This is a genomic window from Pseudomonas arabinosi (genome assembly GCF_047758675.1).
GTDB classification, from domain to species: domain Bacteria; phylum Pseudomonadota; class Gammaproteobacteria; order Pseudomonadales; family Pseudomonadaceae; genus Aquipseudomonas; species Aquipseudomonas arabinosi.
On sequence record NZ_CP180480.1, the window covers coordinates 4,867,249 to 4,888,070 of the forward strand.

Annotated in this window: 22 protein-coding genes; 9 read left to right on the forward strand and 13 right to left on the reverse strand. The window is 59.8% G+C overall.

The window, feature by feature from the left end:
* Positions 1 to 101 precede the first annotated feature (101 nt).
* The 3 genes from ACMXYJ_RS22730 to ACMXYJ_RS22740 all read right to left on the reverse strand — a co-directional run bounded on the left by ACMXYJ_RS22730 (position 102) and on the right by ACMXYJ_RS22740 (position 4,980).
* Positions 102 to 1,844, reverse strand: coding sequence for an amidohydrolase (locus ACMXYJ_RS22730; RefSeq protein WP_415757023.1), 1,743 nt, complete (start codon positions 1,842 to 1,844; stop codon positions 102 to 104).
* 19 nt (positions 1,845 to 1,863) lie between these two features.
* Positions 1,864 to 3,732: an amidohydrolase gene (locus tag ACMXYJ_RS22735; protein ID WP_415757024.1), complete on the reverse strand. Its 1,869-nt coding sequence runs from the start codon at positions 3,730 to 3,732 to the stop codon at positions 1,864 to 1,866.
* 225 nt (positions 3,733 to 3,957) lie between these two features.
* Positions 3,958 to 4,980 carry a helix-turn-helix transcriptional regulator gene (locus tag ACMXYJ_RS22740; RefSeq protein WP_415757025.1) on the reverse strand — a complete coding sequence of 341 codons (1,023 nt, stop codon included), beginning with the start codon at positions 4,978 to 4,980 and terminating at the stop codon, positions 3,958 to 3,960.
* Positions 4,981 to 5,171: 191 nt separating this feature from the next.
* Between ACMXYJ_RS22740 and ACMXYJ_RS22745 the strand changes: the two genes are divergently transcribed.
* The 7 genes from ACMXYJ_RS22745 to ACMXYJ_RS22775 all read left to right on the forward strand — a co-directional run bounded on the left by ACMXYJ_RS22745 (position 5,172) and on the right by ACMXYJ_RS22775 (position 10,499).
* Complete coding sequence (locus ACMXYJ_RS22745) at positions 5,172 to 5,471, forward strand: hypothetical protein (protein WP_415757026.1); 300 nt, start codon at positions 5,172 to 5,174, stop codon at positions 5,469 to 5,471.
* Positions 5,472 to 5,681: 210 nt separating this feature from the next.
* Positions 5,682 to 5,849, forward strand: coding sequence for a periplasmic nitrate reductase, NapE protein (gene napE, locus ACMXYJ_RS22750; protein WP_033059995.1), 168 nt, complete (start codon positions 5,682 to 5,684; stop codon positions 5,847 to 5,849).
* Between the two features lie 37 nt (positions 5,850 to 5,886).
* Positions 5,887 to 6,147: a chaperone NapD gene (locus ACMXYJ_RS22755; protein WP_415757027.1), complete on the forward strand. Its 261-nt coding sequence runs from the start codon at positions 5,887 to 5,889 to the stop codon at positions 6,145 to 6,147.
* The gene (gene napA / locus ACMXYJ_RS22760; protein WP_415757028.1) at positions 6,144 to 8,648 is read left to right on the forward strand and encodes a nitrate reductase catalytic subunit NapA; all 2,505 of its coding nucleotides are present in this window, start codon (positions 6,144 to 6,146) and stop codon (positions 8,646 to 8,648) included. The genes ACMXYJ_RS22755 and napA overlap by 4 nt, the downstream gene beginning before the upstream one ends.
* Positions 8,649 to 8,659: 11 nt before the next feature.
* Positions 8,660 to 9,154 (forward strand): nitrate reductase cytochrome c-type subunit, encoded by a 495-nt coding sequence (locus ACMXYJ_RS22765; protein WP_415757029.1) that lies wholly within the window; start codon positions 8,660 to 8,662, stop codon positions 9,152 to 9,154.
* Between the two features lie 9 nt (positions 9,155 to 9,163).
* Complete coding sequence (locus tag ACMXYJ_RS22770; protein ID WP_415757030.1) at positions 9,164 to 9,760, forward strand: cytochrome c3 family protein; 597 nt, start codon at positions 9,164 to 9,166, stop codon at positions 9,758 to 9,760.
* 64 nt (positions 9,761 to 9,824) lie between these two features.
* Positions 9,825 to 10,499 (forward strand): class I SAM-dependent methyltransferase, encoded by a 675-nt coding sequence (locus ACMXYJ_RS22775; protein ID WP_415757031.1) that lies wholly within the window; start codon positions 9,825 to 9,827, stop codon positions 10,497 to 10,499.
* Positions 10,500 to 10,503: 4 nt separating this feature from the next.
* Here ACMXYJ_RS22775 and ACMXYJ_RS22780 read toward each other — a convergent pair whose 3' ends face one another.
* The 8 genes from ACMXYJ_RS22780 to ACMXYJ_RS22815 form a co-directional block, all read right to left on the reverse strand.
* Complete coding sequence (locus ACMXYJ_RS22780) at positions 10,504 to 11,076, reverse strand: eCIS core domain-containing protein (protein WP_415757032.1); 573 nt, start codon at positions 11,074 to 11,076, stop codon at positions 10,504 to 10,506.
* A 100-nt stretch (positions 11,077 to 11,176) separates the two neighbouring features.
* Positions 11,177 to 11,506, reverse strand: coding sequence for a DHCW motif cupin fold protein (locus ACMXYJ_RS22785; RefSeq protein WP_056744797.1), 330 nt, complete (start codon positions 11,504 to 11,506; stop codon positions 11,177 to 11,179).
* Positions 11,507 to 11,793: 287 nt separating this feature from the next.
* Complete coding sequence (locus tag ACMXYJ_RS22790; protein WP_415757033.1) at positions 11,794 to 13,116, reverse strand: purine-cytosine permease family protein; 1,323 nt, start codon at positions 13,114 to 13,116, stop codon at positions 11,794 to 11,796.
* Between the two features lie 111 nt (positions 13,117 to 13,227).
* Positions 13,228 to 14,202, reverse strand: a complete 975-nt coding sequence (locus ACMXYJ_RS22795) for a biotin-dependent carboxyltransferase family protein (RefSeq protein ID WP_103315990.1) — start codon at positions 14,200 to 14,202, stop codon at positions 13,228 to 13,230.
* Entirely contained in the window at positions 14,199 to 15,071 is an 873-nt protein-coding gene (locus ACMXYJ_RS22800) for a 5-oxoprolinase subunit B family protein (RefSeq protein WP_415757034.1), read from the reverse strand. The genes ACMXYJ_RS22795 and ACMXYJ_RS22800 overlap by 4 nt, the downstream gene beginning before the upstream one ends.
* Positions 15,068 to 16,441, reverse strand: a complete 1,374-nt coding sequence (locus ACMXYJ_RS22805) for an acetyl-CoA carboxylase biotin carboxylase subunit (protein ID WP_415757035.1) — start codon at positions 16,439 to 16,441, stop codon at positions 15,068 to 15,070. Before ACMXYJ_RS22805 ends, ACMXYJ_RS22800 begins: the two co-directional genes overlap by 4 nt.
* A 10-nt stretch (positions 16,442 to 16,451) precedes the next feature.
* Complete coding sequence (locus tag ACMXYJ_RS22810; protein ID WP_095079351.1) at positions 16,452 to 16,697, reverse strand: acetyl-CoA carboxylase; 246 nt, start codon at positions 16,695 to 16,697, stop codon at positions 16,452 to 16,454.
* 94 nt (positions 16,698 to 16,791) lie between these two features.
* Positions 16,792 to 17,550 carry a 5-oxoprolinase subunit PxpA gene (locus ACMXYJ_RS22815; protein ID WP_415757036.1) on the reverse strand — a complete coding sequence of 253 codons (759 nt, stop codon included), beginning with the start codon at positions 17,548 to 17,550 and terminating at the stop codon, positions 16,792 to 16,794.
* A gap of 125 nt (positions 17,551 to 17,675) precedes the next feature.
* Between ACMXYJ_RS22815 and ACMXYJ_RS22820 the strand changes: the two genes are divergently transcribed.
* Positions 17,676 to 18,593 (forward strand): LysR family transcriptional regulator, encoded by a 918-nt coding sequence (locus ACMXYJ_RS22820; protein WP_047882404.1) that lies wholly within the window; start codon positions 17,676 to 17,678, stop codon positions 18,591 to 18,593.
* A gap of 362 nt (positions 18,594 to 18,955) precedes the next feature.
* Positions 18,956 to 19,351 (forward strand): hypothetical protein, encoded by a 396-nt coding sequence (locus ACMXYJ_RS22825; protein ID WP_415757037.1) that lies wholly within the window; start codon positions 18,956 to 18,958, stop codon positions 19,349 to 19,351.
* A gap of 67 nt (positions 19,352 to 19,418) precedes the next feature.
* Here ACMXYJ_RS22825 and ACMXYJ_RS22830 read toward each other — a convergent pair whose 3' ends face one another.
* Both ACMXYJ_RS22830 and ACMXYJ_RS22835 read right to left on the reverse strand, forming a co-directional pair.
* Positions 19,419 to 20,165, reverse strand: coding sequence for a tetratricopeptide repeat protein (locus ACMXYJ_RS22830; RefSeq protein WP_415757038.1), 747 nt, complete (start codon positions 20,163 to 20,165; stop codon positions 19,419 to 19,421).
* 143 nt (positions 20,166 to 20,308) lie between these two features.
* On the reverse strand, positions 20,309 to 20,767 hold the full coding sequence (locus ACMXYJ_RS22835) for a winged helix-turn-helix transcriptional regulator (protein ID WP_415757039.1): 459 nt from the start codon (positions 20,765 to 20,767) through the stop codon (positions 20,309 to 20,311).
* Positions 20,768 to 20,822: the final 55 nt, after the last annotated feature.

Below are 20,822 nucleotides of genomic sequence, written 5' to 3' on the forward strand. Positions count from 1 at the left end.
TTATTTTTATGGAGGTGCGGGTTATTTCGGGCATGGCAATGCCGAGCCCCTCGTCGTACGAGGAGCCAGGTGTCTTTTGCGTGGTGCGGGTGAACGGAGGGTCAGGACGCGGGCGCGTACACCTCTTTGCCGGCGAAGAAGGTCTTCAGGACCTTGGTGTCGAACAGTTCGTCATCGCTGACCTTGAAGACATCGCGGTCGAGGATGATCAGGTCGGCCTGTTTGCCGGGCGTCAGCGAACCAATCTGCTGCTCCAGGCGCAGGGCCTTGGCGGCATTGAGCGTGTAGGCGTAGAACATGGTCTGGCGATCGATGCTTTCCTTGGCATTCAACACACCCAGCGGCCCTTTGCGCGTGCTGGCCTGAGCGATGGCGTTCCATGGATTGGGGCTGGACACCGGCCAGTCACTGCCACCGGCGATGACCGCGCCAGCGTTATGCAGGGACTTGGCGGGATACTGATAACCGTAAGCAAATGCGCTGATATAGGGTTTGACCAACTCCACGGTGTAACTCTCGCCGGTGGCCCACAGCAATTGCATGGAAGCGATCACCCCAAGTTGCTTGAAGCGCGGAAACTCTTTCGGGTTGACCAGTTGCAGGTGGCTGATGCTATGAGCCACCGGGGTCGGGTTGAGTTTGCGCGCGTAGGCAAAACCATTGAGTGATTCACGTACCGCGCGGTCGCCGACCGCATGCATGTGCACAATCCAGTCGCGCTTCTCCGCTGCCACGACCAACTCACCGAAGTGCGCGGGGTCGATCAGCAGTTGACCGTTTTTATGGCTGTTCTTGAAGGGAACGATGACCGCTGCGGTCTGCCCCGGAAACTCGAGAACGCCATCGGCGAATACCTTGATGCCAGGAAAACTCAGGTTGGGCACACCCTCGAATTTCTTCATGACCTTGGCCAGCACTTCCAGGTCGGCCGGTCGGCTTTTTGGATTGGCCAGCAACAGAGCGGCAACGTGGGCGCTGAGCTCGCCCTTCTCTGCCAGTTCGCGGTAAAGCGGCAGCACGCCGTAACTCTGCTCGGTTGCCTTGAAATCGAACAGCGAATCGCCACTGCCGGCATTCGCCGCCGCGTCCATCCAGGCGGTGACGCCGTATTGATTGTTGACCTTCACGGCCTCGCGGGCGGCTTTCAACATGATCTCGTCGCGGGGTGCGGGGATCTGGCTGCGTACCTGGTCCCAGCGCGACTCGGCAAAATAGCCATTGGGGGTGAAATCCGCATCGTGACCCACAAAGCTGCGGTCCTGTTCCGAGAGTCCTTTTACCAATGTCGCGTCGATTTTGAGGCGCTTGAGCATGGCGTTGTTGGCCCAGCCGGTGTGCCCGTCGATCCCGCTGAGGACCACCGGTTGATCCGCCCAACGTCCCTGATTGAAGCGCTGGCCCAGCTCACGGCTCTTGTCCCAATAGGCCGAACTGACCCCGGCGATGCTGATCACGTCACCGGCACGGGCAATGCCCGCCTGATCCTGTTCGATAATCCACTGTTCAAGCGCCGGCAACGGCTTGACTTCATCCAGCAGGTTGGCCCCCATGCTGTCGAAGGCCGCCACCACCGGGTGACTGTGGGTATCAATCATTCCCGGCATCAGCACCTTGCCCGCCAGATCGATCCGTTGTGTGCGGGTGTCGGCCAGGGCGTTGATCTCGGCATTACTGCCCACCTTGAGGATCTTGCCGTCTTGCACGGCCACTGCCTGGACCAGTCCCTGGCCGGGTTCGGCGGTGAAGACCTTGCCGTTGAACAACACAAGGTCAGCGGCGGCCATGGCTTGCACCGAAGAAAAAGCCAGGGCTGCGGCCAACAGGTTTGGAATAAATCGCTGCATCGGAAACACTCTCTTGTTTTTATTGGGCAGAACGGGAGGCTGATGCCTGGGACAACGCCTTAGGATCAAGGCCAACGAACGGCGCCTTGGCCCACACGACCTTGCCGCCCACTACCGTCAGCAGCACGTTGTTTCGAGCCAAGGCCTCCTCGGGCACCTGCATGAAGTTCTTGTCCAGAACGATCAGGTCCGCAAACTTGCCCACCTCGACCGAACCAACGACAGCGTCCAGTTTCAGCTGCTCGGCGGCGTTGATGGTGATGGTGCGCAGCACTTCAGTGCGCGACAACGCCGGGTCGGCATTCAGCCTGCCCGCATACTTGGGACCATAGCTGTGCGGGTTCAGCGGATCACCTGAGCGGGTGACACCGATCTTCAGTGCCAGGAACTCGTCGAGCGGGTCGACCGGCCAGTCGCTGCCATACGCAACGCGGCCGCCGGCACGAGTGATGCTGCCGGAGGGTTCCATGCGGGCAAATCGCGCCGCCCCTAGATGTTCGTTAGTGCCGTCAACCGTGGACGGTGCCTGCTGGGCCCACTGGAAGGACATGTTGGCGGTCACGTCGAGCGCCTTGAAGCGCGCATAGTCGGCAGGGTCCACCGACTCGTTGTGAGTAATGGCCGGGCGGAAGCCATTGCCGGGCAGTTGCTGGCGCACGTATTCGATGCCGTTCAGTGAGTCGCGCACCGCGCGGTCTCCGGTGGCGTGAAGGTGCGGATCGAGGCCGGCCTGAACGGCCTTCAACAGCAGCGGGTTGAGCACTTGCGGCGGGAAGTACAGCTCACCGGTGTTCTTGCCGGGTGTCCACTTCGGCGCCGTATCGGTGCCGGCATTGCGCAGGTACGGCGTCAACATTGCACCCGTGTCCGCCGGCGCATTGATGATGCCGTCCATGAACAATTTGACGTGACGCATGCTCACACCCGGCGCCACTTTTGCTTCGCCCTGGTCGTAGGTATCAGCCAGCGCCTTGGCGTCGGCGATGGTCTTCGCCGGGTCCGCCGTGGCGGCCGCAGGGTCGAGTTTGATCGCCAGCAAGGCCCGGGCCGTCAGCTCACCCGACTGCTGCAGGGTGGTAAACGCTTTGCCGTTTTCCGGTCCCGACAAGGCATCGAAGAAACTGGTGATGCCTTGCTGGCGCATGGCATCGAGCGCCGCGCGGGTCTGATTGAGTTTCTCTGCATCGGTGGCGGGCGGCACCACGGCAGCCATGGCCTCGGCGGCTCCGTCTTCGCAGATGCCGTTCGGGTTGCCGGCGCTGTCGCGCATGTACTTGCCGTCACCGGGATTGGCCGTGTGCTTGTTGATACCGGCCACCGCCAAACCGCGCGAGTTGGTCAGCACCGTATGGAAGTCGGTGGAACGGACTTGAATTGGGCGATTGGTCTTGAGCGCGTCCAGTGTCGACTTGTCGGCGTCACCGTCGAGTCCAGTCATGCCCATGCGGTCCCAGCTGCCCACTTCGAGCCAGACATCGGGGCCTTTGTCTTTATCGGCATCAAGGCACGCCTGAATGGTTTCCTGGAAAGCCTTGCGGGTCATCGTCTGGTATTTCAGGTCGCACAAGGTCATGGCGCGGCCGCCATCCCCCGGATGCATGTGCGCATCAACGAAGCCCGGCATCAGCATGCGGCCGGCCAGATCGATCAGCTGTGTCTGCGTGTCGATGTACGAGGCAACCCCTGCATCGCTGCCGACATAAACGATCTTCCCGCCCGTGACGGCGATCGCCTGCTGCACGGAATTCTTGCCGTCGACGGTATAGACATAGCCGTTGCGCATGACCATGTCGGCGCCTGTCGAAGCGTGTGTCTGACACCCCACCAGCGCCACGCAGGAAAATGCCGTTGTCGCGGCAACGGCGATAGATAGCCTGGAAAATTTCAACTGCCTCACCTCTATTTTTATAGTTTTGGAAGTGGCCCGAACGGACGGTCGCAAGCCCCTGATATGCAGGGCATACCCTATAGAGCGCGGCGGTCGGATGGACCTCCACAAATGAGGAGGGGTAAGGCAAATACCGGTCAGTTGAGCAGCAACACAGTCTTGTGGCGAGGGGATTTATCCCCTCGCCACAAGGCTGCGGCTACAAGGTTTGCGTTGTGGCGCTGCTTAATGACGACGTGCAGTTTCCGCCAGCGAAGTCGGCGAACGCAGGGCTGAACCCAGCTCCACTTTGCTCTTCACGCCGAGCTGCAAGTAGCAGTTACGCAGATAGGTGCGCACTGTGGCCGGACTCAATGCAAGAATTTTGGCTATTTCCTTATAGGAATGACCGGCGGCGAACAGCATCGCGGCCGTGCGCTCGCGAGGCGCCAGCACCGCCCCGCGCGACTGTGTTTCGAGTGACAGGATGACGTGCTCGGCGTTGGGGCTAAGTGTCATTGCAGTGCGACCCAGGCGAATCACGCAGGGCGCCTTTGGCAGTTGCGCGATGACGTCAAAGGGAAGCATTGAACCGCTCCAACCAGGCAACTCACGCTGAATGGCGGCGCACAGACTTGCGCCCACATACAGCAGACTGCCATCCATCCGGGCGACCCCGAAGTCACTTGCCCCGTTGCCCGTGTCGCAGCGAATCATGTCCTGCACCTGAAAGCGCCACAACTGCAACAGATGGTCGCAGAACGCCGAGAACAACCCGGCCTCGCTGTCATTGAAAGCCGGTGCATGAAGGCCGCGGTAGAGACAGACGAAGAACATCAAGCCGCTTTCAGGGAGCTCGAACGTGATGCACATCAGGTGGTAGAGGTCGTGACGCCGTGCGAAGTCGTTCACCTCCTCACAGGGGTCGGTGAACCCACTGTCGCGCACCACTTCCCCGGGTTGACTTAAGGTCTCCTGGGAAAAACGGTCGCTGACCGCCACTTTGTGCCATTCGACGGCAAACGACTCAGGCAGATTGATCCGCCCGTGCATCCAGCTTTGAGGGGGAGTACTGGCGTCTGACGTCGACATCTCGCCCCACCATGCCGAAGCGAAGGGCACCAGTTGGCGGAAGGCCTGCAAGCCGTCGGCAATAAATTGAGAGGCCCCGCGGTCTCGAGCAAGCCGACCCAGGTGCAACACGCAACGATTGAACGCGGTCAGCGTGGCCATCGACGCCTTGGCGCCGACCTCATCACCCTCCTCCATTGTTTTTATCCTGTTTACTACATGGCGTATTTTTTCGACGATGCCATAGGTGCGGTTATGGCGTCCAGCGAGCGCTGTTGTTGCGGGAGAATTCTGGTTTAAACAGACCCAAGGTTAGGCGCAACACCGTCTAATCTGAATAGAGTACGACCACAAACATGCCTCTAGCCTCCTGATACAGGGGAAACGGGATGACCGGAAAAACAGCGCGCCAATGCTCGTCATGGATCCTGTTCTCCCTGCTCGCCATCAACCTGGCGCTGGCCACGGGATGTTCAGGTAAAGCTGCGACGGCTCGCTATGCGGCCTCAACCCTGGGCGACAGCTGCTATGCAAAAGCGCTCCCCACTGTCGGCGAGGGTGGCCTGGCTTGGGGCTCCACCTTGAACATGGCTCGCAAAAAATCCCTGAATAATTGCATACGCTATGCCGGCCGATCCGGTGGCACGCCCGATTCCTGCAAAGTGGTGTTGGCGGAGTGCAAAAATTAATAAAGAGGCAACGACAAGAACATTTATTGAAAGCGAATACCTATCAATACAGCGAACTTTGGTAACTAAATGAAGTAATGATTGAAAACGTTATAACCCGTTGCGACACCGGAGCACGGGTTAATAACCGTCGGTCTGTAAAACCCCCACCAGAAAACCTGCGAAAACTTCGTGATCTAGTCTGACTGCACGTTCGGCAGGAGATTACTCATGTCATTGGCTGAAGAACGAAAACCTCAGCGCCGCAAGGAAACCCGACTGTTTCTCTTTCTTGTCGTCTGCCTCTTTCCACTGCTGTCGGTCGCTATCGTCGGCGGCTACGGTTTTATCGTCTGGTTTTTCCAGATGCTGTACGGCCCACCGGGACCACCCAACTAACTAATAGCCTTTTCTGAAAGCCTATTGGAGCCAGCGCATGGACGAAGCTTTGCATATTGCCAGTCTTGTCGTACTTGCCCGACCTGAATTGTTCGATGCCGTTAAAGCTAACTTGCGCTTGTTGGACGGCCTGGAACTGCATCACGAAAGTGCGGCGGGAAAACTGGTGGTGGTCCTTGAAGCCGTACACGAAAGTCAGATCCTCCAACGCATCGAACAGATCAACAACTTGCCCGGCGTACTTAACGCGGCGTTGATCTATCACGAACTCCTCGAACCCGAAGGAGATATCGAATGAGCATGTCGCGCCGAGCATTCGTCAAGGCCCAGGCCGCCGCCATTGCAGCCGCCGCTGCTGGCCTGCCGATTATTACCGACGCCAGTAATCTGGTAACCGAAGCGGACATGGTCACCCTGGACTGGAACAAGGCGCCCTGCCGTTTCTGCGGCACCGGGTGCAGCGTGATGGTTGCGACTAAGGACAACCGGGTGGTCGCCACCCACGGCGACGTCAAGGCCGAGGTCAACCGCGGACTGAACTGCGTAAAGGGCTATTTTCTTTCGAAGATCATGTACGGCGTTGATCGCCTGACCCAACCGCTTTTGCGCATGACGAATGGCCAGTACGACAAGCAAGGCGAATTCCAGCCGGTCAGCTGGGAGAAGGCCTTCGACATCATGGAACTGAAATTCAAGGAGGCCTTGAAGAGCAAAGGTCCCGGGTCGGTCGGCATGTTCGGCTCAGGTCAATGGACCGTGTGGGAAGGCTATGCCGCCAACAAGCTGATGAAGGCAGGCTTTCGCAGCAACAACATCGACCCCAACGCCCGCCATTGCATGGCCTCGGCGGTGATGGGTTTTATGCGCACCTTTGGCATGGATGAGCCGATGGGGTGCTACGACGACATCGAAGCCACCGATGCCTTCGTGCTCTGGGGCTCGAACATGGCCGAGATGCACCCGGTGCTCTGGAGCCGGGTCACCGACCGCCGCCTGAGCCAGCCTCACGTGAAAGTGGCCGTACTGTCGACCTTCGAACATCGCAGTTTCGAGCTGGCCGACATCCCCATGGTGTTCAAGCCGCAAACCGACCTGATGATCCTTAACTACATTGCCAACCACATCATTGAAAGCGGCGCGGTGAACCAGGACTTCATTACTAAACACACCCGATTTGCCAAAGGTGCCGACGACATCGGATACGGCCTGCGCCCTGACGATCCTCGGGAAATGAAGGCAAAAAATGCCGGCAAGGCCAACACCTGGACCGACATTTCCTTCGAACAATACGCAGCATTCGTCAAACCTTACACGCTGGAACAAACCGCCAAGGAGACAGGCGTTCCGGCTGAAAGGCTCAAGGCTTTGGCCGAGTTGTATGCCGACCCCAAGCGCAAGGTCGTGTCGTTCTGGACCATGGGTTTCAACCAGCACACTCGCGGCGTCTGGGCCAACAACCTGATCTACAACATCCATTTGCTCACCGGCAAAATCAGCGAACCGGGCAACAGCCCTTTCTCGTTGACCGGCCAGCCGTCGGCCTGTGGTACGGCACGCGAAGTCGGGACTTTCTCCCACCGCTTGCCCGCCGATCTGGTGGTCACCAACCCCAAGCATCGCGCCATCGCCGAAAAAATCTGGAAGCTGCCCGCCGGCACCATTCAGGAGAAGCCTGGTTTTCACGCAGTGGAACAGAGCCGCATGCTCAAGGACGGCGTACTCAACGTTTACTGGACCCAAGCCAGCAACAACATGCACGCCGGGCCGAACATCATGCAGGAAGTCCTGCCGGGCTGGCGCAACCCGGATAATTTCGTGATTGTCTCGGATGTCTACCCCACCGTTTCCGCCCAAGCCGCCGACCTGATCCTGCCCAGCGCCATGTGGGTGGAAAAGGAAGGTGCCTTCGGCAACGCTGAACGGCGTACACAATTCTGGCATCAGTTGGTGACCGCGCCCGGGGACGCCAAGTCGGACCTGTGGCAGTTGCTGGAGTTTTCCAAGCGCTTCACCACCGATGAAACCTGGCCCGCCGAGTTACTGGCCAAGTCTCCTGAGCACAAGGGCAAAACCCTGTTTGAAGTGCTTTACAAGAATGGCCAGGTAGACCAGTTCCCGGTCGAGCAAATGGAAGCTGGATACAAAAATGATGAAGCCAAAGCCTTTGGCTTCTACCTGCAAAAAGGTTTGTTCGAGGAGTACGCCCAGTTCGGTCGCGGCCACGGGCATGACCTTGCCACGTTCGACCGCTACCACAGCGAACGGGGACTGCGCTGGCCGGTGGTGGACGGCAAGGAAACCCGCTGGCGTTACCGCGAGGGGCTCGACCCCTACGTGGAGAAAGGCAGCGAGGTGCAGTTCTACGGCTACCCGGACAAGAAGGCGATCATCTTCGCCCTCCCCTACGAGCCGCCGGCCGAAGCCCCGGATGCCGATTTCCCATTCTGGTTGAGCACCGGACGCGTCCTCGAACACTGGCACACCGGCACCATGACCCAACGCGTCGAGGAACTGTACAAAGCGGTGCCGGACGCGTTGGTCTACATGCACCCCGAAGATGCCAAGGCCTTGAAGGCGCGGCGTGGAAGTGAAGTGAAGTTGATCAGCCGACGCGGTGAAATCCGTGCGCGCATCGAGACCCGCGGGCGTAACAAACCGCCTCAAGGATTGGTGTTCGTGCCGTTTTTCGATGCCAACAAGCTGATCAACAAAGTCACGCTCGATGCCACCGACCCGATCTCCAAGCAGACCGACTATAAAAAATGCGCGATACGAATCGAGTTGATCAGCGTGGCCTGAGGAGAACCGTCATGCCTTTGCGAATCCTGCCGTTGCTCCTGTTTGCTGCGATTGGCGTGGTGATGGCTGCCGAAGTCAACTACCCCCTCGATGCACCGGGGCCGGATGGGCGCCGGCCCGGTGGCACCTTGACCCAGAGCATGCCGGCCCCGCCCATTGCCAATGAAGAAAACAAGGACCTGAAGCGCGAACGCAATTACCCGGACCAGCCACCCACCATCCCCCATACCATCCTCGGTTATCAGATCGACAAGAACGGCAACAAGTGCCTGTCCTGTCACAGCCGTGCCAACAGCGCGCGGACCCAGGCGACGATGATCAGCATCACCCACTACATGGACCGCGACGGCCAGGCGCTGGCGGCGGTGTCACCGCGCCGATACTTCTGTAACCAATGCCACGTGCCGCAAACAGAAGTGCTGCCCCTGGTGGGCAACAGTTTCGAAACGATCGACAAGATCTTGCAAGACGACGCCAACGCCGCCAACGCCGCGCAGAAACCCTGAGGAGGCAACATGAAAGCACTGTTCGCCCTGCTTAAGGATTACTGGGGCATTCTGCGTCGTCCGAGCCTCTACTACAGCCTGGGCTTTCTGACGCTGGGGGGCTTTATCGCCGGGATCATTTTCTGGGGCGGCTTCAACACCGCGCTGGAGCTGAGCAATACCGAGAAGTTCTGCGTCTCCTGTCATGAGATGCGTGACAACGTTTTCGTCGAGCTGAAGGACACGATCCACTACACCAACCGATCCGGCGTGCGCGCCAGTTGCCCGGACTGCCACGTGCCCCACGAATGGACCCACAAGATCGCGCGCAAGATGCAGGCTTCAAAAGAGGTGTGGGGCAAGATTTTCGGCACCATCGATACGCGCGACAAATTCCTCACGCTGCGTCGCGAACTGGCCGAGCATGAGTGGGCAAGGCTCAAGGCCAACGATTCTCGCGAATGCCGTAATTGCCACAACTTCGAGTTCATGGACTTTACCCGCCAGAGCAAGCGCGCCTCTTCCATGCATTCAACTTCCCTGGCCAACGGTGAGGCCACCTGCATCGACTGCCACAAGGGCATCGCTCACAAGCTGCCCGACATGAGCGGAGTGAAGGGTTGGTAAGGTTTTTTCGAGCCACCCGCACTTGTCCTATCCTTTTGTCCAACCCACAACGCCGGTCACCGACATGCCCACCGCCGAATCCACCCTCCTCGATAGCTGGCACCACAACGCCCAATCCTGGATCGACGCCATCCGCACCGGCGCCATCGAAAGCCGCCTCAAGGTCACCGATCAGGCAATCCTGCTGGCGGTGCTGGGCCGCCAGCCCGAGCGCGTGCTCGACCTGGGCTGCGGCGAGGGCTGGCTGTTGCGCGCGCTGGCTGAACGGGGCATCAAGGCGGTCGGTGTGGATGGCGATGCGACGCTGGTCGAGGCAGCCCGGGCGGCGGGCTCCTCCCAGGTATATCTGGCGAGCTATGAAGCGTTGGTGGAGGCAAAGGTGGACATCGGCCGCGACTACGACCTGATCTGCGCCAACTTCGCCCTGCTGCACCAGGACATCATCCCGCTGCTCGCCGCCATGAACGCCCTGCTCGCCCCTGGCGGCGCGCTGGTGATCCAGACGCTGCATCCGTGGACCGCGGCGGCGGGCGACTATCAGGATGGCTGGCGGGAAGAGACCTTCACTGGATTCAAGGGGCAATGGCAACCCATGCCGTGGTATTTCCGCTCCTTGTCCAGTTGGCTCAATGCGCTGGACATGGCCGGTTTTCAGTTGGCCGCCCTGCAGGAGCCACAGCACCCGCAAAGTCCTGTGCCGCAGTCATTGCTGTTGGTGGCCGAGCAGCGGGGTTCGTGACTCTTCAGTAATTCCCTTCCCGCACCAACCGTCTGACTTCAGCCTGTATGGCATAAGCCGGCGCCTCCACAGCATTGAAATCCTGTGTATACCGCTGGGCAAATCCTTCTACCCCCCATTCCTGATACTGCTGCACATGCTTTAACTCGTGAGCCCAGAGCGCGACGTCCTGTTCTGCGGCTTGAGCGTCCCGGAAGAGGATGATGTCGATCAGCGTCACGGCACCGACATCGGGGTTTTGCAGCATGGCCGTGGCGGCGCTGAATTGGCCGTTGTCGCTCACTTTGTAGCGCGCGGTATCGAGGACGCTGGGGTCGTACCAGCGCAGCAGTTGCTCCCGGATGTGCGGTGGAATGGGTTGGATGTCGGCGGTGGCTGCTTCAGCGCGGGCTTGGGTCAGCCACAGCGCCAGGGCAGGTGCCGCGATCTGGTAGAGGCCATCAGGCACTGGCAGGCAGATGCAGCCGTCTAGGCACACTTGTGTCTCGCCAGCCGGACAGGCGTTGGTCTGGGCGGGCACGTCAAGCGTCAGGCAAAGAACAAACAGCGCCACCAGGCGCGTGATGATGGGCGGCATTGGGCGCTCCTGGGACGGACGCAGCGCGAACAGTGGGTCCCTCCCGATTGATCGACGATCCGCATGGCTTTAGCGTAGTCCCGAACGAAGCGTCCCAGAGCTAATCCACGACGAACAACTTGGCACCGGTGGTGCTGAAAGATCGATGCCCCTCAGCGTTGCTGCCCACCTGATAGCTCATCCCGGCGGTGAGCGTGAACTGACGACCATCCTCCAGCTCCGTGTGCAACTCGCCTTCCAGGCACAACAGGATATGACCTCTCCAGCACCAGTGATCGGCCAGATACCCGGGACTGTATTCAACCATCCGCACACGCGTTGAACCAAACTGGCAGGTTCGCCAATAGGCGGTACCCGTCTGTCCAGCATACTGAACAGGTTCGACAGTCGACCAATCGGTCGTACCAAAGGGAACAGCCGTCAGATCCATCGTTGCCTCATCAATGAAGGAGTGTCTGTGGACCGTAACCATCCACTACTACTTTCGATAGACACAGATGCCCCGTATTTATGAGATACAGGCGCCCACTTAAGCATGATAGTCAGAGGCAGCTTTCGGCCCAGGCTGTGTAAAAACGTTTTTCAGCGCAACAGGTACTCAAAACCGGACTGGAAATCGCGCTTCTATGCGAAATCCACATCTGCTGACGGGCCAATAAATTTCAGATTGAACGTAGACGCAGAGCAGGCGGGTACGGGATGAGTGACTGCAAAACTCTACTCTGCCAACCGTAACCGCAACCGGCTTCGATGGGATAAGCCTGCTTGCAAGGCAAATGCAACTATCACGGTAGATGGCGCGGAAAAGCTGCTCAGGCCGCCGCCGGAAAACATCAACGCAAGACCCAATGCGGTGGCGCCAAACCAGGCCGTCAAGCCCACCGGGTTAAACGCGACCACCCGTTCGAGCGCTGCCACGTCACTGCGTCCGTAGACAATTTGCGCCAACGCCACACCCACCCAGGCCACCACGAAAATCCCCTGATAGGCCAACGCCTTGAGGAGGTAGGCAAACACGTCCGCGAGCATCAAGCCGTAGACGATCACCCCCACCGCCACTGCCCACATCAGGTACGAACCGCGAAGGCCAAATCGACCAAAGAACGCCTGCATGTTCAGGGTCGCCAAGTAATAGTTGGCCGTGTTGATCCGGGTTTGCGTGGCCCAGACAAACAACAATCCCCACAGGCCCATCAACTGCAAAATCGCCATCACCACCGAGACTTCGTTCAGCGCGCCTTCGTGGGGAATGCTGCTGACCAGGTAAATGCCCGCCGCGCCGTTGAGCAGAAACGTCACCGCGTAGAACGGCATGCCGAAGTTCCAGCGACCGTGGTACTCGGCGTCTTCAGGCTTGCCGAAACGCGCATAGTCGAAGGTGAACAGCATCAACACCCAGACACCCATGTAGGCGACAAAACAATCCCACCAGCCGAATGCACTAGGCGTTGCCGGGCCGAAATCCAGCCATTGCGGCTGGTAGCCATAACGGCTGATCGATAGCCCCACCGCCACCAGCAAACCACCGAGGTACACCGGCAGCAACACGCCGTTGAGCTTGTCCAGCCAGTGCTGCACGCTGCCCAGGATCATCGGCACGCTGTAGAGCACCACCGCCAATGCCGCCAGCGGATAGACCAGTTCCGGGTACAGGTGATTGAGCGCGACGGCGATCACCGAACCTTCGAACACCGCGTAATAGATCGCGGTCGAGAAGAAAATCAACGTTGCCAGGCACGCCCCGGTGCTGCCGAACAACAGCCGTGAAAACAACGCCACCGACAAACCGCTGCGAATCGCAAAGCGGCTGAGCACGCTGTTGACCAGTCCATAACTGATCACCGACAGGACCATGCCGATCAGCGCATTGCGCGCACCGAACGACAACGCCAATGAAGCACCCACCACGATATAAAACATCGCACTGCACACCGCCCACCAGGCCATGGTCAGGGACAGTCGACCCATGCGCGCTTCGGTGGGAACAGGATGGTGCGCCGGGTCTTGCCCGGTTTGACTCGATTGCGATAAAGCAGCCATATGCGTGAACTCCAAAACCAGTCAAAGGTTGAAGCGCGGGCAGCCGTCACCGCACCGAAGTGCGGCGTTGGCGTACCGTTTGGCATGGCCCGCGCTAGACGGCGGGCAGAATCAGGAAGGGAACAGCTTGCTCAGGCAGCTGAGTTTTTTCTTATAGGAACGTCGCGCTTCCAGCGCCTCTTCGAGGGTTACCGCGACAAAGCGGGCCTTCTGGTTGGGTTGCATCTGGCCGATCAAGTCGAGGTCGGCGCTGATCACCGTGCCAATCATCGCGTAGCCGCCACCGGACACCGCATCACGGTGCAGCACGATGGGTTCGAGCCCGGCGGGCACCTGGATCGAGCCGATCGGGTAGCAACTGTCGACGATGTTCGACGGATCGGAACCGGCGCCGAACGGCTGCTCCCGGGGCTGAAAGCTCAGCGCGCTGCCGCCCTTGAAGCGATAGCCGATGCGGTCGGCTTCCGAACCGACCGTCCACGGCTCGGCGAAAAAGCTCTTCGCCGCCGATTCGGTCAAGCGGTGGTAGTACAAACCGGGCACCACCCGCAGGGTGATTTCGCCACCCAATGATTGCCGTAACGCCATGGGCAAACTGGCCCCGGCGCGGCTCTTGCCACTGGCGATGCCCACCGGCAATTCGTCGCCTGCAATCAGGCGTCGCCCCTGAAAACCGCCGAGCGCGCCCAGCGCATAGGTGGAGCGACTGCCGAGCACCACCGGCACATCAATGCCGCCGGCCACTGCCACATAAGCGCGGGCACCAGCCTTGGGAAAGTCAAAGCGCAGCACTTGCCCGGCCTTCACGGTGAACGCGGTGTCGTGGTGCATTTCCACGCCATCGACCCGTGGCGTCATGTGCGCGCCGCTGACCGCCACCAATGCATCCTGCTGAAACTCCAACTCAGGCCCGAGCAGCGTGCATTCCAGCGCCGCCAAACCTGCCGGGTTGCCGACCAATTGATTGGCCGCGCTCAAGGCGTATTGATCAAGCGCGCCGGACGGCGGAATGCCCAAGTGGTAATACCCTTCGCGGCCCAGGTCCTGTACCGAAGTGGCGAGGCCGGGTTTGAGGACCTTGATCATGCCAACACCTCCTGCAACGACTTGGGATAGCCAACGGGATCGGCGAGGAACGCGTCCAGCGAAAACTCCACCGGCCGAATCCGCAGATCAAAGCAACCGGCTTCCACTTCGGCCACCGCGTGGTCGTAGGCTTCACGGTCCATCGGTTTGAACTGCACGATGTCGCCTGGACGGAAAAACACCATGTGTTCTTTCAGGTACGCGAGGTTCTGTTGCGGGTCGTAGATCGGCGCGGGGGTGACGCCAAACATCTGATAACCGCCGGCGCCGCGCACCGAGTAAATGCAACCAAAGCAACCGCCGTGACCAAGGGTCAATTTCGGTGTGTCGGTGCGCGGGCGCAGGTACTTGGGCACCTGCAACTGACGCTCGCGCTCGACCATCTGGAACATGAACGGCAGCCCGGCAACGAAGCCGACCATCGAGACAAACCACGGCGCGCCACTGTGGGCCGCGATGAATGCATCGACGTCGGCCAGACCGTTGATTCGTGCGGCGTATTCCAGGTCCGTGGCGCTCGGGTCTTGATGGCGGTCGCGAAAACGCATCAGGGTTTCGTGGGTCCAGGGATCGTTGTAGAGCACCGGAATCTCGATAATCCGCGTCTGCAACGTGCGCTCGGCAACGGCTCCGGCCTCGGCGATTTTTACCGCTTCGAGCAAGGTGTGAGGGGCGATGCGATCCGGGTCGAAACGAATCTGGAATGACGCGTTGGCCAGGCAGATATCGAGCACGCCATCCAGCGCCAGCCGTTCCACGGCACGGGTGACGGCCAGGCCTTTGAAGAACGCGTCCAGGGACATGCTGTCGCTGACTTCGGCAAACAAATGCTCATCGGCGCCAAAGCTGTAGCGGATGGGAGTACTCATGCTTCACCTCCGCTGCGGCGCTCGGCCAGCCAGGTTTCCAGGGTGCCGGTGTGAAAGTCGGCGCTGTGCAGCCACGGTTGCTCCAGCAATTCACCGTGCAACGCCAAGGTGTTGGCCATGCCAGTGAGCGTGGTGTGCGCCACCGCCATTCGCGCTCGGGCCAGGGCTTCGGCGCGATCCGCACCGTGAATAATCAGTTTGGCCAGCAGCGAGTCATAGTACGGCGGCACACGGTAGCCTTGATACAGATGCGTATCGACGCGAATGCCCTCGCCGTTCGGCCAGATCAGTTCCTCGACCAGGCCGGGACTCGGGAAGAAATCCCGCGCCGGGTCTTCAGCGTTCAGGCGCATTTGCAGGGCGGCGCCGTTGAGTCGGATGTCACTTTGCTTGAAGCCCAGCGGCTCGCCGCCAGCGATGCGCAACATGGCCTGGACCAGGTCGATGCCGGTGATCAGTTCGCTGACCGGGTGCTCCACCTGAATCCGCGTGTTCATCTCGATAAAGAAGAACTCGCCAGTGGCGTCGTCATACAGGTATTCCAGTGTGCCGGCGCCCTTGTAGCCCAAAGATTCGGTCAGGCGCACGGCGCTTTCGCAGAGGGTTTCCCGTTGCTGTTGGCTGAGGACTGGCGACGGAGCTTCTTCGAAGATTTTCTGCCGACGCCGTTGCAGCGAACACTCGCGCTCAAACAAATGCACCGCGTGCTGACCGTCGCCCAACACCTGCACTTCAATATGCCGGGCCCGGCTGATAAACCGCTCCAGATACACCGCGCCATTGCCAAACGCCGCTTTGGCTTCGCGCTGGGAACGGGGAAATTCTTCGCTCAATTGCTCAACGTTTTCCGCCAGCCGAATACCGCGCCCGCCACCACCGGCCGAAGCTTTGATCAACAACGGGAAGCCAACGGATTCAGCAGCCTTGAGCGCAGACTCGACGTCGAACAGTTCACCCGGCGAACCCGGTACCACCGGCACGCCAGCGGCTTGTGCGGTACGCCGTGCCTCGGCTTTATCGCCCATGCGCCGGATCGTCTGCGCGCTTGGGCCGACAAAAATGGCGCCGGCAGCCACCACCGCTTCGGCGAAATCGGCGTTCTCCGACAGAAAGCCGTAACCGGGATGCACCGCGTTGGCGCCCGTGGCTTTCAAGGCGCCGAGCAAGGCCTCGACGTTCAGGTAACTTTTGTCGGCACGGGCCGGGCCAAGAATGTGCACCTCATCGGCCATGCGCGCGGCCTGGGAATCGACGTCCGCCTCGCTGCACGCAGCAACGGTGGGAATGCCCAGTTCTTTGGCGGAGCGGATAATCCGCACGGCGATCTCGCCACGGTTGGCGACCAGCAGTTTATGAATGGCTTGGGTCATGATCGCGCCCTCACTCGTCGTCGAGTGTTGCGACGACTTGACCCGGCTCCACCGGATCACCGTCTTCTACCAAAAAGGCACTGAGGCGACCGGCCGTCCCGGCGGTCAGTTCGGAGAACTGCTTCATGACCTCGATCAGGCCAATCACCGTGTCGGCACTGACCTGCGCGCCGACCTCGACGAAGTTCGCCGATTCCGGGGTAGCTTTGCGGTAGAAGGTCCCTGGCAACGGGGTGATTACAGTGTGTTCGGCCATGTCTGTTCCTCTTGGAATAGTTGTAGAAAGGCAGGCAAAAAGTGAATCGGTGGGCAAACCCTGGCGTCTGTGTGCCAGGTGTTTTCGTTCGGTCTCAGCGCGGTGCTCGGACCTCGATGCCCGCGCCATCAAGTGCATGACGCGTGGCCTCGACCAACGCCAGGGCACCCGGCGTGTCGCTGTGCAAACAGATGGAATCGAATTCAATCGCCAGGTCTTCGCCCTCGACGGTGCGCACCACGCCTTGTTGGCAAGCACGCAGCACTCGCTCGGCGACATGGGCCGGGTCGTAAGCCCGCACGTTGCGGGTGAAGACGATGGAGCCGCTGAGGTCGTATTCGCGGTCAGCGTAGAACTCGCGGATCACCGGTTGGCCGAGTTCCGTGGCAACCCGCCAGATCACCGAATCGGGCATGCAATACAACAGCAACTCCGGCTCCAGGCGCTGGAGGTTTTCCACCAGCAAACGGGCGGCGTCTTCGTCTCGGGCCAGGTGCATGTAGAGCGCGCCGTGGGGTTTGATGTGTTGCAGGGCCACGCCTTGAACCCGGGCGAGTTCACGCAGGGCGCCCAACTGATAGAGCATGTCATCGACCAGTTCCTGGGCCGGCGCATTGATGTGCCGACGGCCAAAACCAACCAGGTCGCGAAACCCCGGATGCGCGCCGATGGCCACGCCCAGGCGCTTGGCCTGCTCGATGGTGCGGCGCATGGTGCTAGGGTCGCCGGCATGAAAACCGGTGGCGATGTTGGCCGAACTGATAAAGCCCATCAGCTCATTGTCGACGCCATCGCCGATGGTCCAGGGGCCAAAGCCTTCGCCCATGTCCGAGTTGAAATCTACTGCCTGCATGACGCTTGCTCCCGACGCTTGTGACTTCATGCAGGCCAAGTTAGATTCCTCCCACCCCCTTGGGAAGATCTATTATCAGATGGGGTATCTTCTGAAAAACAGATACCTCGTCACCCGGAGTGCTCATGTCCCTGACCCTGCGCCAAGTCCGTTATTTCGTCGCTACCGCCGAGATCGGGCAAATCTCTCAAGCCGCGATTCATCTGAATATTTCCCAGTCGGCGGTGACCACGGCGATCAAGGAACTGGAAGGCATCCTCGGCACGCTGTTGTTCCAGCGCTCGGCCCAGGGCATGAGCCTGACCGACGCCGGGCGGCACTTTTTGAATCGGGCCTACGTGATTTTGCGCAGTGTCGATGACGCGTTGAACAGCCCGTTGCCGGATATCCGCGCCAGTGGCGTGTTGCGCTTGGCGGCGAGCTACACGGTGATCGGTTATTTCCTGCCGCACCATTTGCAGCGCCTGGAACACTGGCATCCGGACGTGGCCATTGAAGTCCATGAACAGGAACGGCAAGCGATTGAACAAGGCTTGTTGGAAGGTCGTTTTGATATGGCCGTGGTGCTCACCGCCAACCTCACGCACCCGGACATCGTTTCAGAGATTCTCTTCAACTCCGAACGGCGGTTATGGCTGCCCAGCCACCATCCGTTATGCGAACGCTCGGCGGTCAGCCTCGCCGACGTCGCGAAAGAGCCCTACATCCTGCTGACCGTCGACGAAGCCGAACAAAGCGCCATGCGCTACTGGGAACATGCGCATCAGCAGCCAAACGTGCGGGTGCGTACCAGTTCAGTCGAAGCGGTGCGCAGCATGGTCGCCAATGGCAGCGGCGTGGCAATCCTTTCGGACTTGGTGCACCGCCCCTGGTCACTGGAAGGAAAACGCATCGAAACCCTGACAGTCACCGACAAGGTGACGCCGATGAGTGTCGGACTGGCGTGGCATCGCGAGCGCGAATTCAGCCCGGCGATGCAGGCGTTTCGTAACTATTTCCACGATGCATTTTTGGCGCCGCAACAGCTGTCTGCACGACGCTGAAAACAGCGAAAACCATGCCCTCCTTTTGTGGATTTACGATGAGAGCTTTGGGCCATTTCCGGTCTGTTGTGACGGGAAGATTTTGGCCGTTTTCCGCCCGTCACGAATGACCGGTTGAATCCACAGTCGATTGCTGCCATTCGCCACAGACGGCAATCGCCCCAGAAGCGGACATCGAGATAGCAAACCTCAAAGGCACCAAACACTGAGGCCGTTGGCTATTTAAGCAGCGGCTCCCTAGAACTTTTCCTTATTTATCTGTCTATGTGGATAGGCACATCCGCTCGGTAAGCGCGAACCCGCAGGCTTCTCGCACCCAGATGGCCACACGTCCAATTGTCAATCTGAGGTTGTCTTCGCTCATGAAATTCCATGACCCACGGATGATGCTCTTCGGCCTGTTCGCGTTCGCGGCAGTGGGCTCGGCATCAGCAACACAGATGAAGACCTCAACCCCTGTTTTCGCAACTGAAGTCACAGCCGTTCAGGCTCCTGTCCAGACCGCCGGCAACCCTTGGCCAACCTTGGCCAGTATGGCCAAGCAGCCAGGGCCGTTGCTTGCCCATGACGACCGATACTGGCATGACAACCGTTCGCACAATCGTAGAGACGATTGGCGCCGAGACGACTGGCGTAGAGATCAGTGGCGTAGAGAGCAAGCCCGCCGAGAAGCTGAACGCCATCGTGATTGGGAGCGCCACCACGATCGGGCCATGCGGCACCGCTACGAGGACGATCGCCGCTACTATCGTCGCTAGTGCGAAGCCACGGGATTATTCGCCTGCAACACCTGCGGCTTAACCGGCCCGAAGGACACTCAAAAACTCAACCGCGCACCAGGTAGGCTCCTGACGGAACCCGATGTCGCAGCTTCTTGCACTTGCCGGGTGCGGGCTGATGCCCGGGCGGGCGATCAGGAAACCAGATTCGGCATTTACCCGGAGGCGGCCAATGGCCGCGGGGGATCTGAACCTCATCGTACGCGGGCTCTGGCTCGACGGAAGCCACTGGCAATTCTCCTTCGGGCCGTGGCCTGCCAGCCGTCGGCGATTCCGATGCGGTCACTGCGTTTGCGCTAACGAAGTTGCCAGCGTTGGATTGTTCAGCAGCGGCCATTTCTGCTTCGCGGCGCTTTTTGACCTCTTCTTCGAGCCCTTTCTGTACGGCGACCAGGCCCTCTTTGGCGTTGGGTGAAGTATTCGAAGCCTTGGCCTGCTGCGCCGCCTGGATCAATTGGAAGTTGCGGTTGCGTAACTCGACGTTGCGGCCAACCCGCATGTTCGAGCGCGCCGCCAATGTTTCAGCCTGCTGGTACTCCCCCTGCTGAAGACGCAACACACCAAGGTAATGCAGCGTCGCGGGATTGTTCGGCTGGATATGCAGAGCACGCTCCAGCGTGGCAGCGGCTTGGTCCAACTGGCCATTTTCATACTGCCGCGAGGCGGTTTCGATTAGCGTGGTTGATGCGCTGTTACTTTGCGAGGGCGCTCTACGCTCGGCAGCAACCGAGCAAAGCGACGCGACGGCGCAGAACGCCAGGAGGAGACCCGGCAGAAAACTCTTGGTTGGCATCAGGGGGGCGGACTCGGATGATCTCGGACGGCACTGCCGTAAAACAGGCCACCAGCGCTGCTCGGCATCGCCGATACAGGGCCCCTGTTGACCTGGTCAGTACCCTGAAGTTCCCGCTGCAACGACCACCCCACCCTGTCGATTCACAACTCGCCGTCAACAAGTCTCACTCTGTGGCAGTCAGACGGTCCAAGTTTTTGACCGCTTGATGAGCGAACATCAATCGGCATCAGGGGCTGGCCGGACTCGTTGTCTATCAGCACAGAACGCGTCTCCTGCGGCTCGAACAGAAAACGTTCGCCCCACTGCCTCATGCTGACCACAACCGGAAAGATCTCCCGTCCTTTGTCCGTAAGGACGTACTCCTTGTAGGCGCTTCCATCTGATGCCGGTCGAACGTCGAATACCCCGACCTCGACCAACGTTTTCAGCCGCGATGCCAGAATATTTTTGGCCACGCCCAAGCTCTTTTGAAATTCGCTGAATCGGCGAATGTCATCAAAAGCGTCGCGGATGATCATGAGCGACCATCGATCCCCAATTGCCTCCAGTGTCCTTGCTACCGGGCATTCGCTGCGTTGCGGTGAAGCGTCTTCGACCATCTTTTTTGACCTTCCGGAATGTGGTTTTGCCAAGTGTGTCCACCAGCCTGGCGCA

Bases quoted from the DNA above. Each gene is read 5' to 3' on its own strand.
- ACMXYJ_RS22730 (WP_415757023.1), bottom strand. From the start codon at position 1,844: ATGCAGCGATTTATTCCAAACCTGTTGGCCGCAGCCCTGGCTTTTTCT.
- ACMXYJ_RS22740 (WP_415757025.1), bottom strand. From the start codon at position 4,980: ATGGAGGAGGGTGATGAGGTCGGCGCCAAGGCGTCGATGGCCACGCTG.
- ACMXYJ_RS22745 (WP_415757026.1), top strand. From the start codon at position 5,172: ATGACCGGAAAAACAGCGCGCCAATGCTCGTCATGGATCCTGTTCTCC.
- napE (WP_033059995.1), top strand. From the start codon at position 5,682: ATGTCATTGGCTGAAGAACGAAAACCTCAGCGCCGCAAGGAAACCCGA.
- ACMXYJ_RS22755 (WP_415757027.1), top strand. From the start codon at position 5,887: ATGGACGAAGCTTTGCATATTGCCAGTCTTGTCGTACTTGCCCGACCT.
- napA (WP_415757028.1), top strand. From the start codon at position 6,144: ATGAGCATGTCGCGCCGAGCATTCGTCAAGGCCCAGGCCGCCGCCATT.
- ACMXYJ_RS22765 (WP_415757029.1), top strand. From the start codon at position 8,660: ATGCCTTTGCGAATCCTGCCGTTGCTCCTGTTTGCTGCGATTGGCGTG.
- ACMXYJ_RS22770 (WP_415757030.1), top strand. From the start codon at position 9,164: ATGAAAGCACTGTTCGCCCTGCTTAAGGATTACTGGGGCATTCTGCGT.
- ACMXYJ_RS22775 (WP_415757031.1), top strand. From the start codon at position 9,825: ATGCCCACCGCCGAATCCACCCTCCTCGATAGCTGGCACCACAACGCC.
- ACMXYJ_RS22780 (WP_415757032.1), bottom strand. From the start codon at position 11,076: ATGCCGCCCATCATCACGCGCCTGGTGGCGCTGTTTGTTCTTTGCCTG.
- ACMXYJ_RS22785 (WP_056744797.1), bottom strand. From the start codon at position 11,506: ATGGATCTGACGGCTGTTCCCTTTGGTACGACCGATTGGTCGACTGTC.
- ACMXYJ_RS22790 (WP_415757033.1), bottom strand. From the start codon at position 13,116: ATGGCTGCTTTATCGCAATCGAGTCAAACCGGGCAAGACCCGGCGCAC.
- ACMXYJ_RS22795 (WP_103315990.1), bottom strand. From the start codon at position 14,202: ATGATCAAGGTCCTCAAACCCGGCCTCGCCACTTCGGTACAGGACCTG.
- ACMXYJ_RS22800 (WP_415757034.1), bottom strand. From the start codon at position 15,071: ATGAGTACTCCCATCCGCTACAGCTTTGGCGCCGATGAGCATTTGTTT.
- ACMXYJ_RS22805 (WP_415757035.1), bottom strand. From the start codon at position 16,441: ATGACCCAAGCCATTCATAAACTGCTGGTCGCCAACCGTGGCGAGATC.
- ACMXYJ_RS22810 (WP_095079351.1), bottom strand. From the start codon at position 16,697: ATGGCCGAACACACTGTAATCACCCCGTTGCCAGGGACCTTCTACCGC.
- ACMXYJ_RS22815 (WP_415757036.1), bottom strand. From the start codon at position 17,550: ATGCAGGCAGTAGATTTCAACTCGGACATGGGCGAAGGCTTTGGCCCC.
- ACMXYJ_RS22820 (WP_047882404.1), top strand. From the start codon at position 17,676: ATGTCCCTGACCCTGCGCCAAGTCCGTTATTTCGTCGCTACCGCCGAG.
- ACMXYJ_RS22825 (WP_415757037.1), top strand. From the start codon at position 18,956: ATGAAATTCCATGACCCACGGATGATGCTCTTCGGCCTGTTCGCGTTC.
- ACMXYJ_RS22830 (WP_415757038.1), bottom strand. From the start codon at position 20,165: ATGCCAACCAAGAGTTTTCTGCCGGGTCTCCTCCTGGCGTTCTGCGCC.
- ACMXYJ_RS22835 (WP_415757039.1), bottom strand. From the start codon at position 20,767: ATGGTCGAAGACGCTTCACCGCAACGCAGCGAATGCCCGGTAGCAAGG.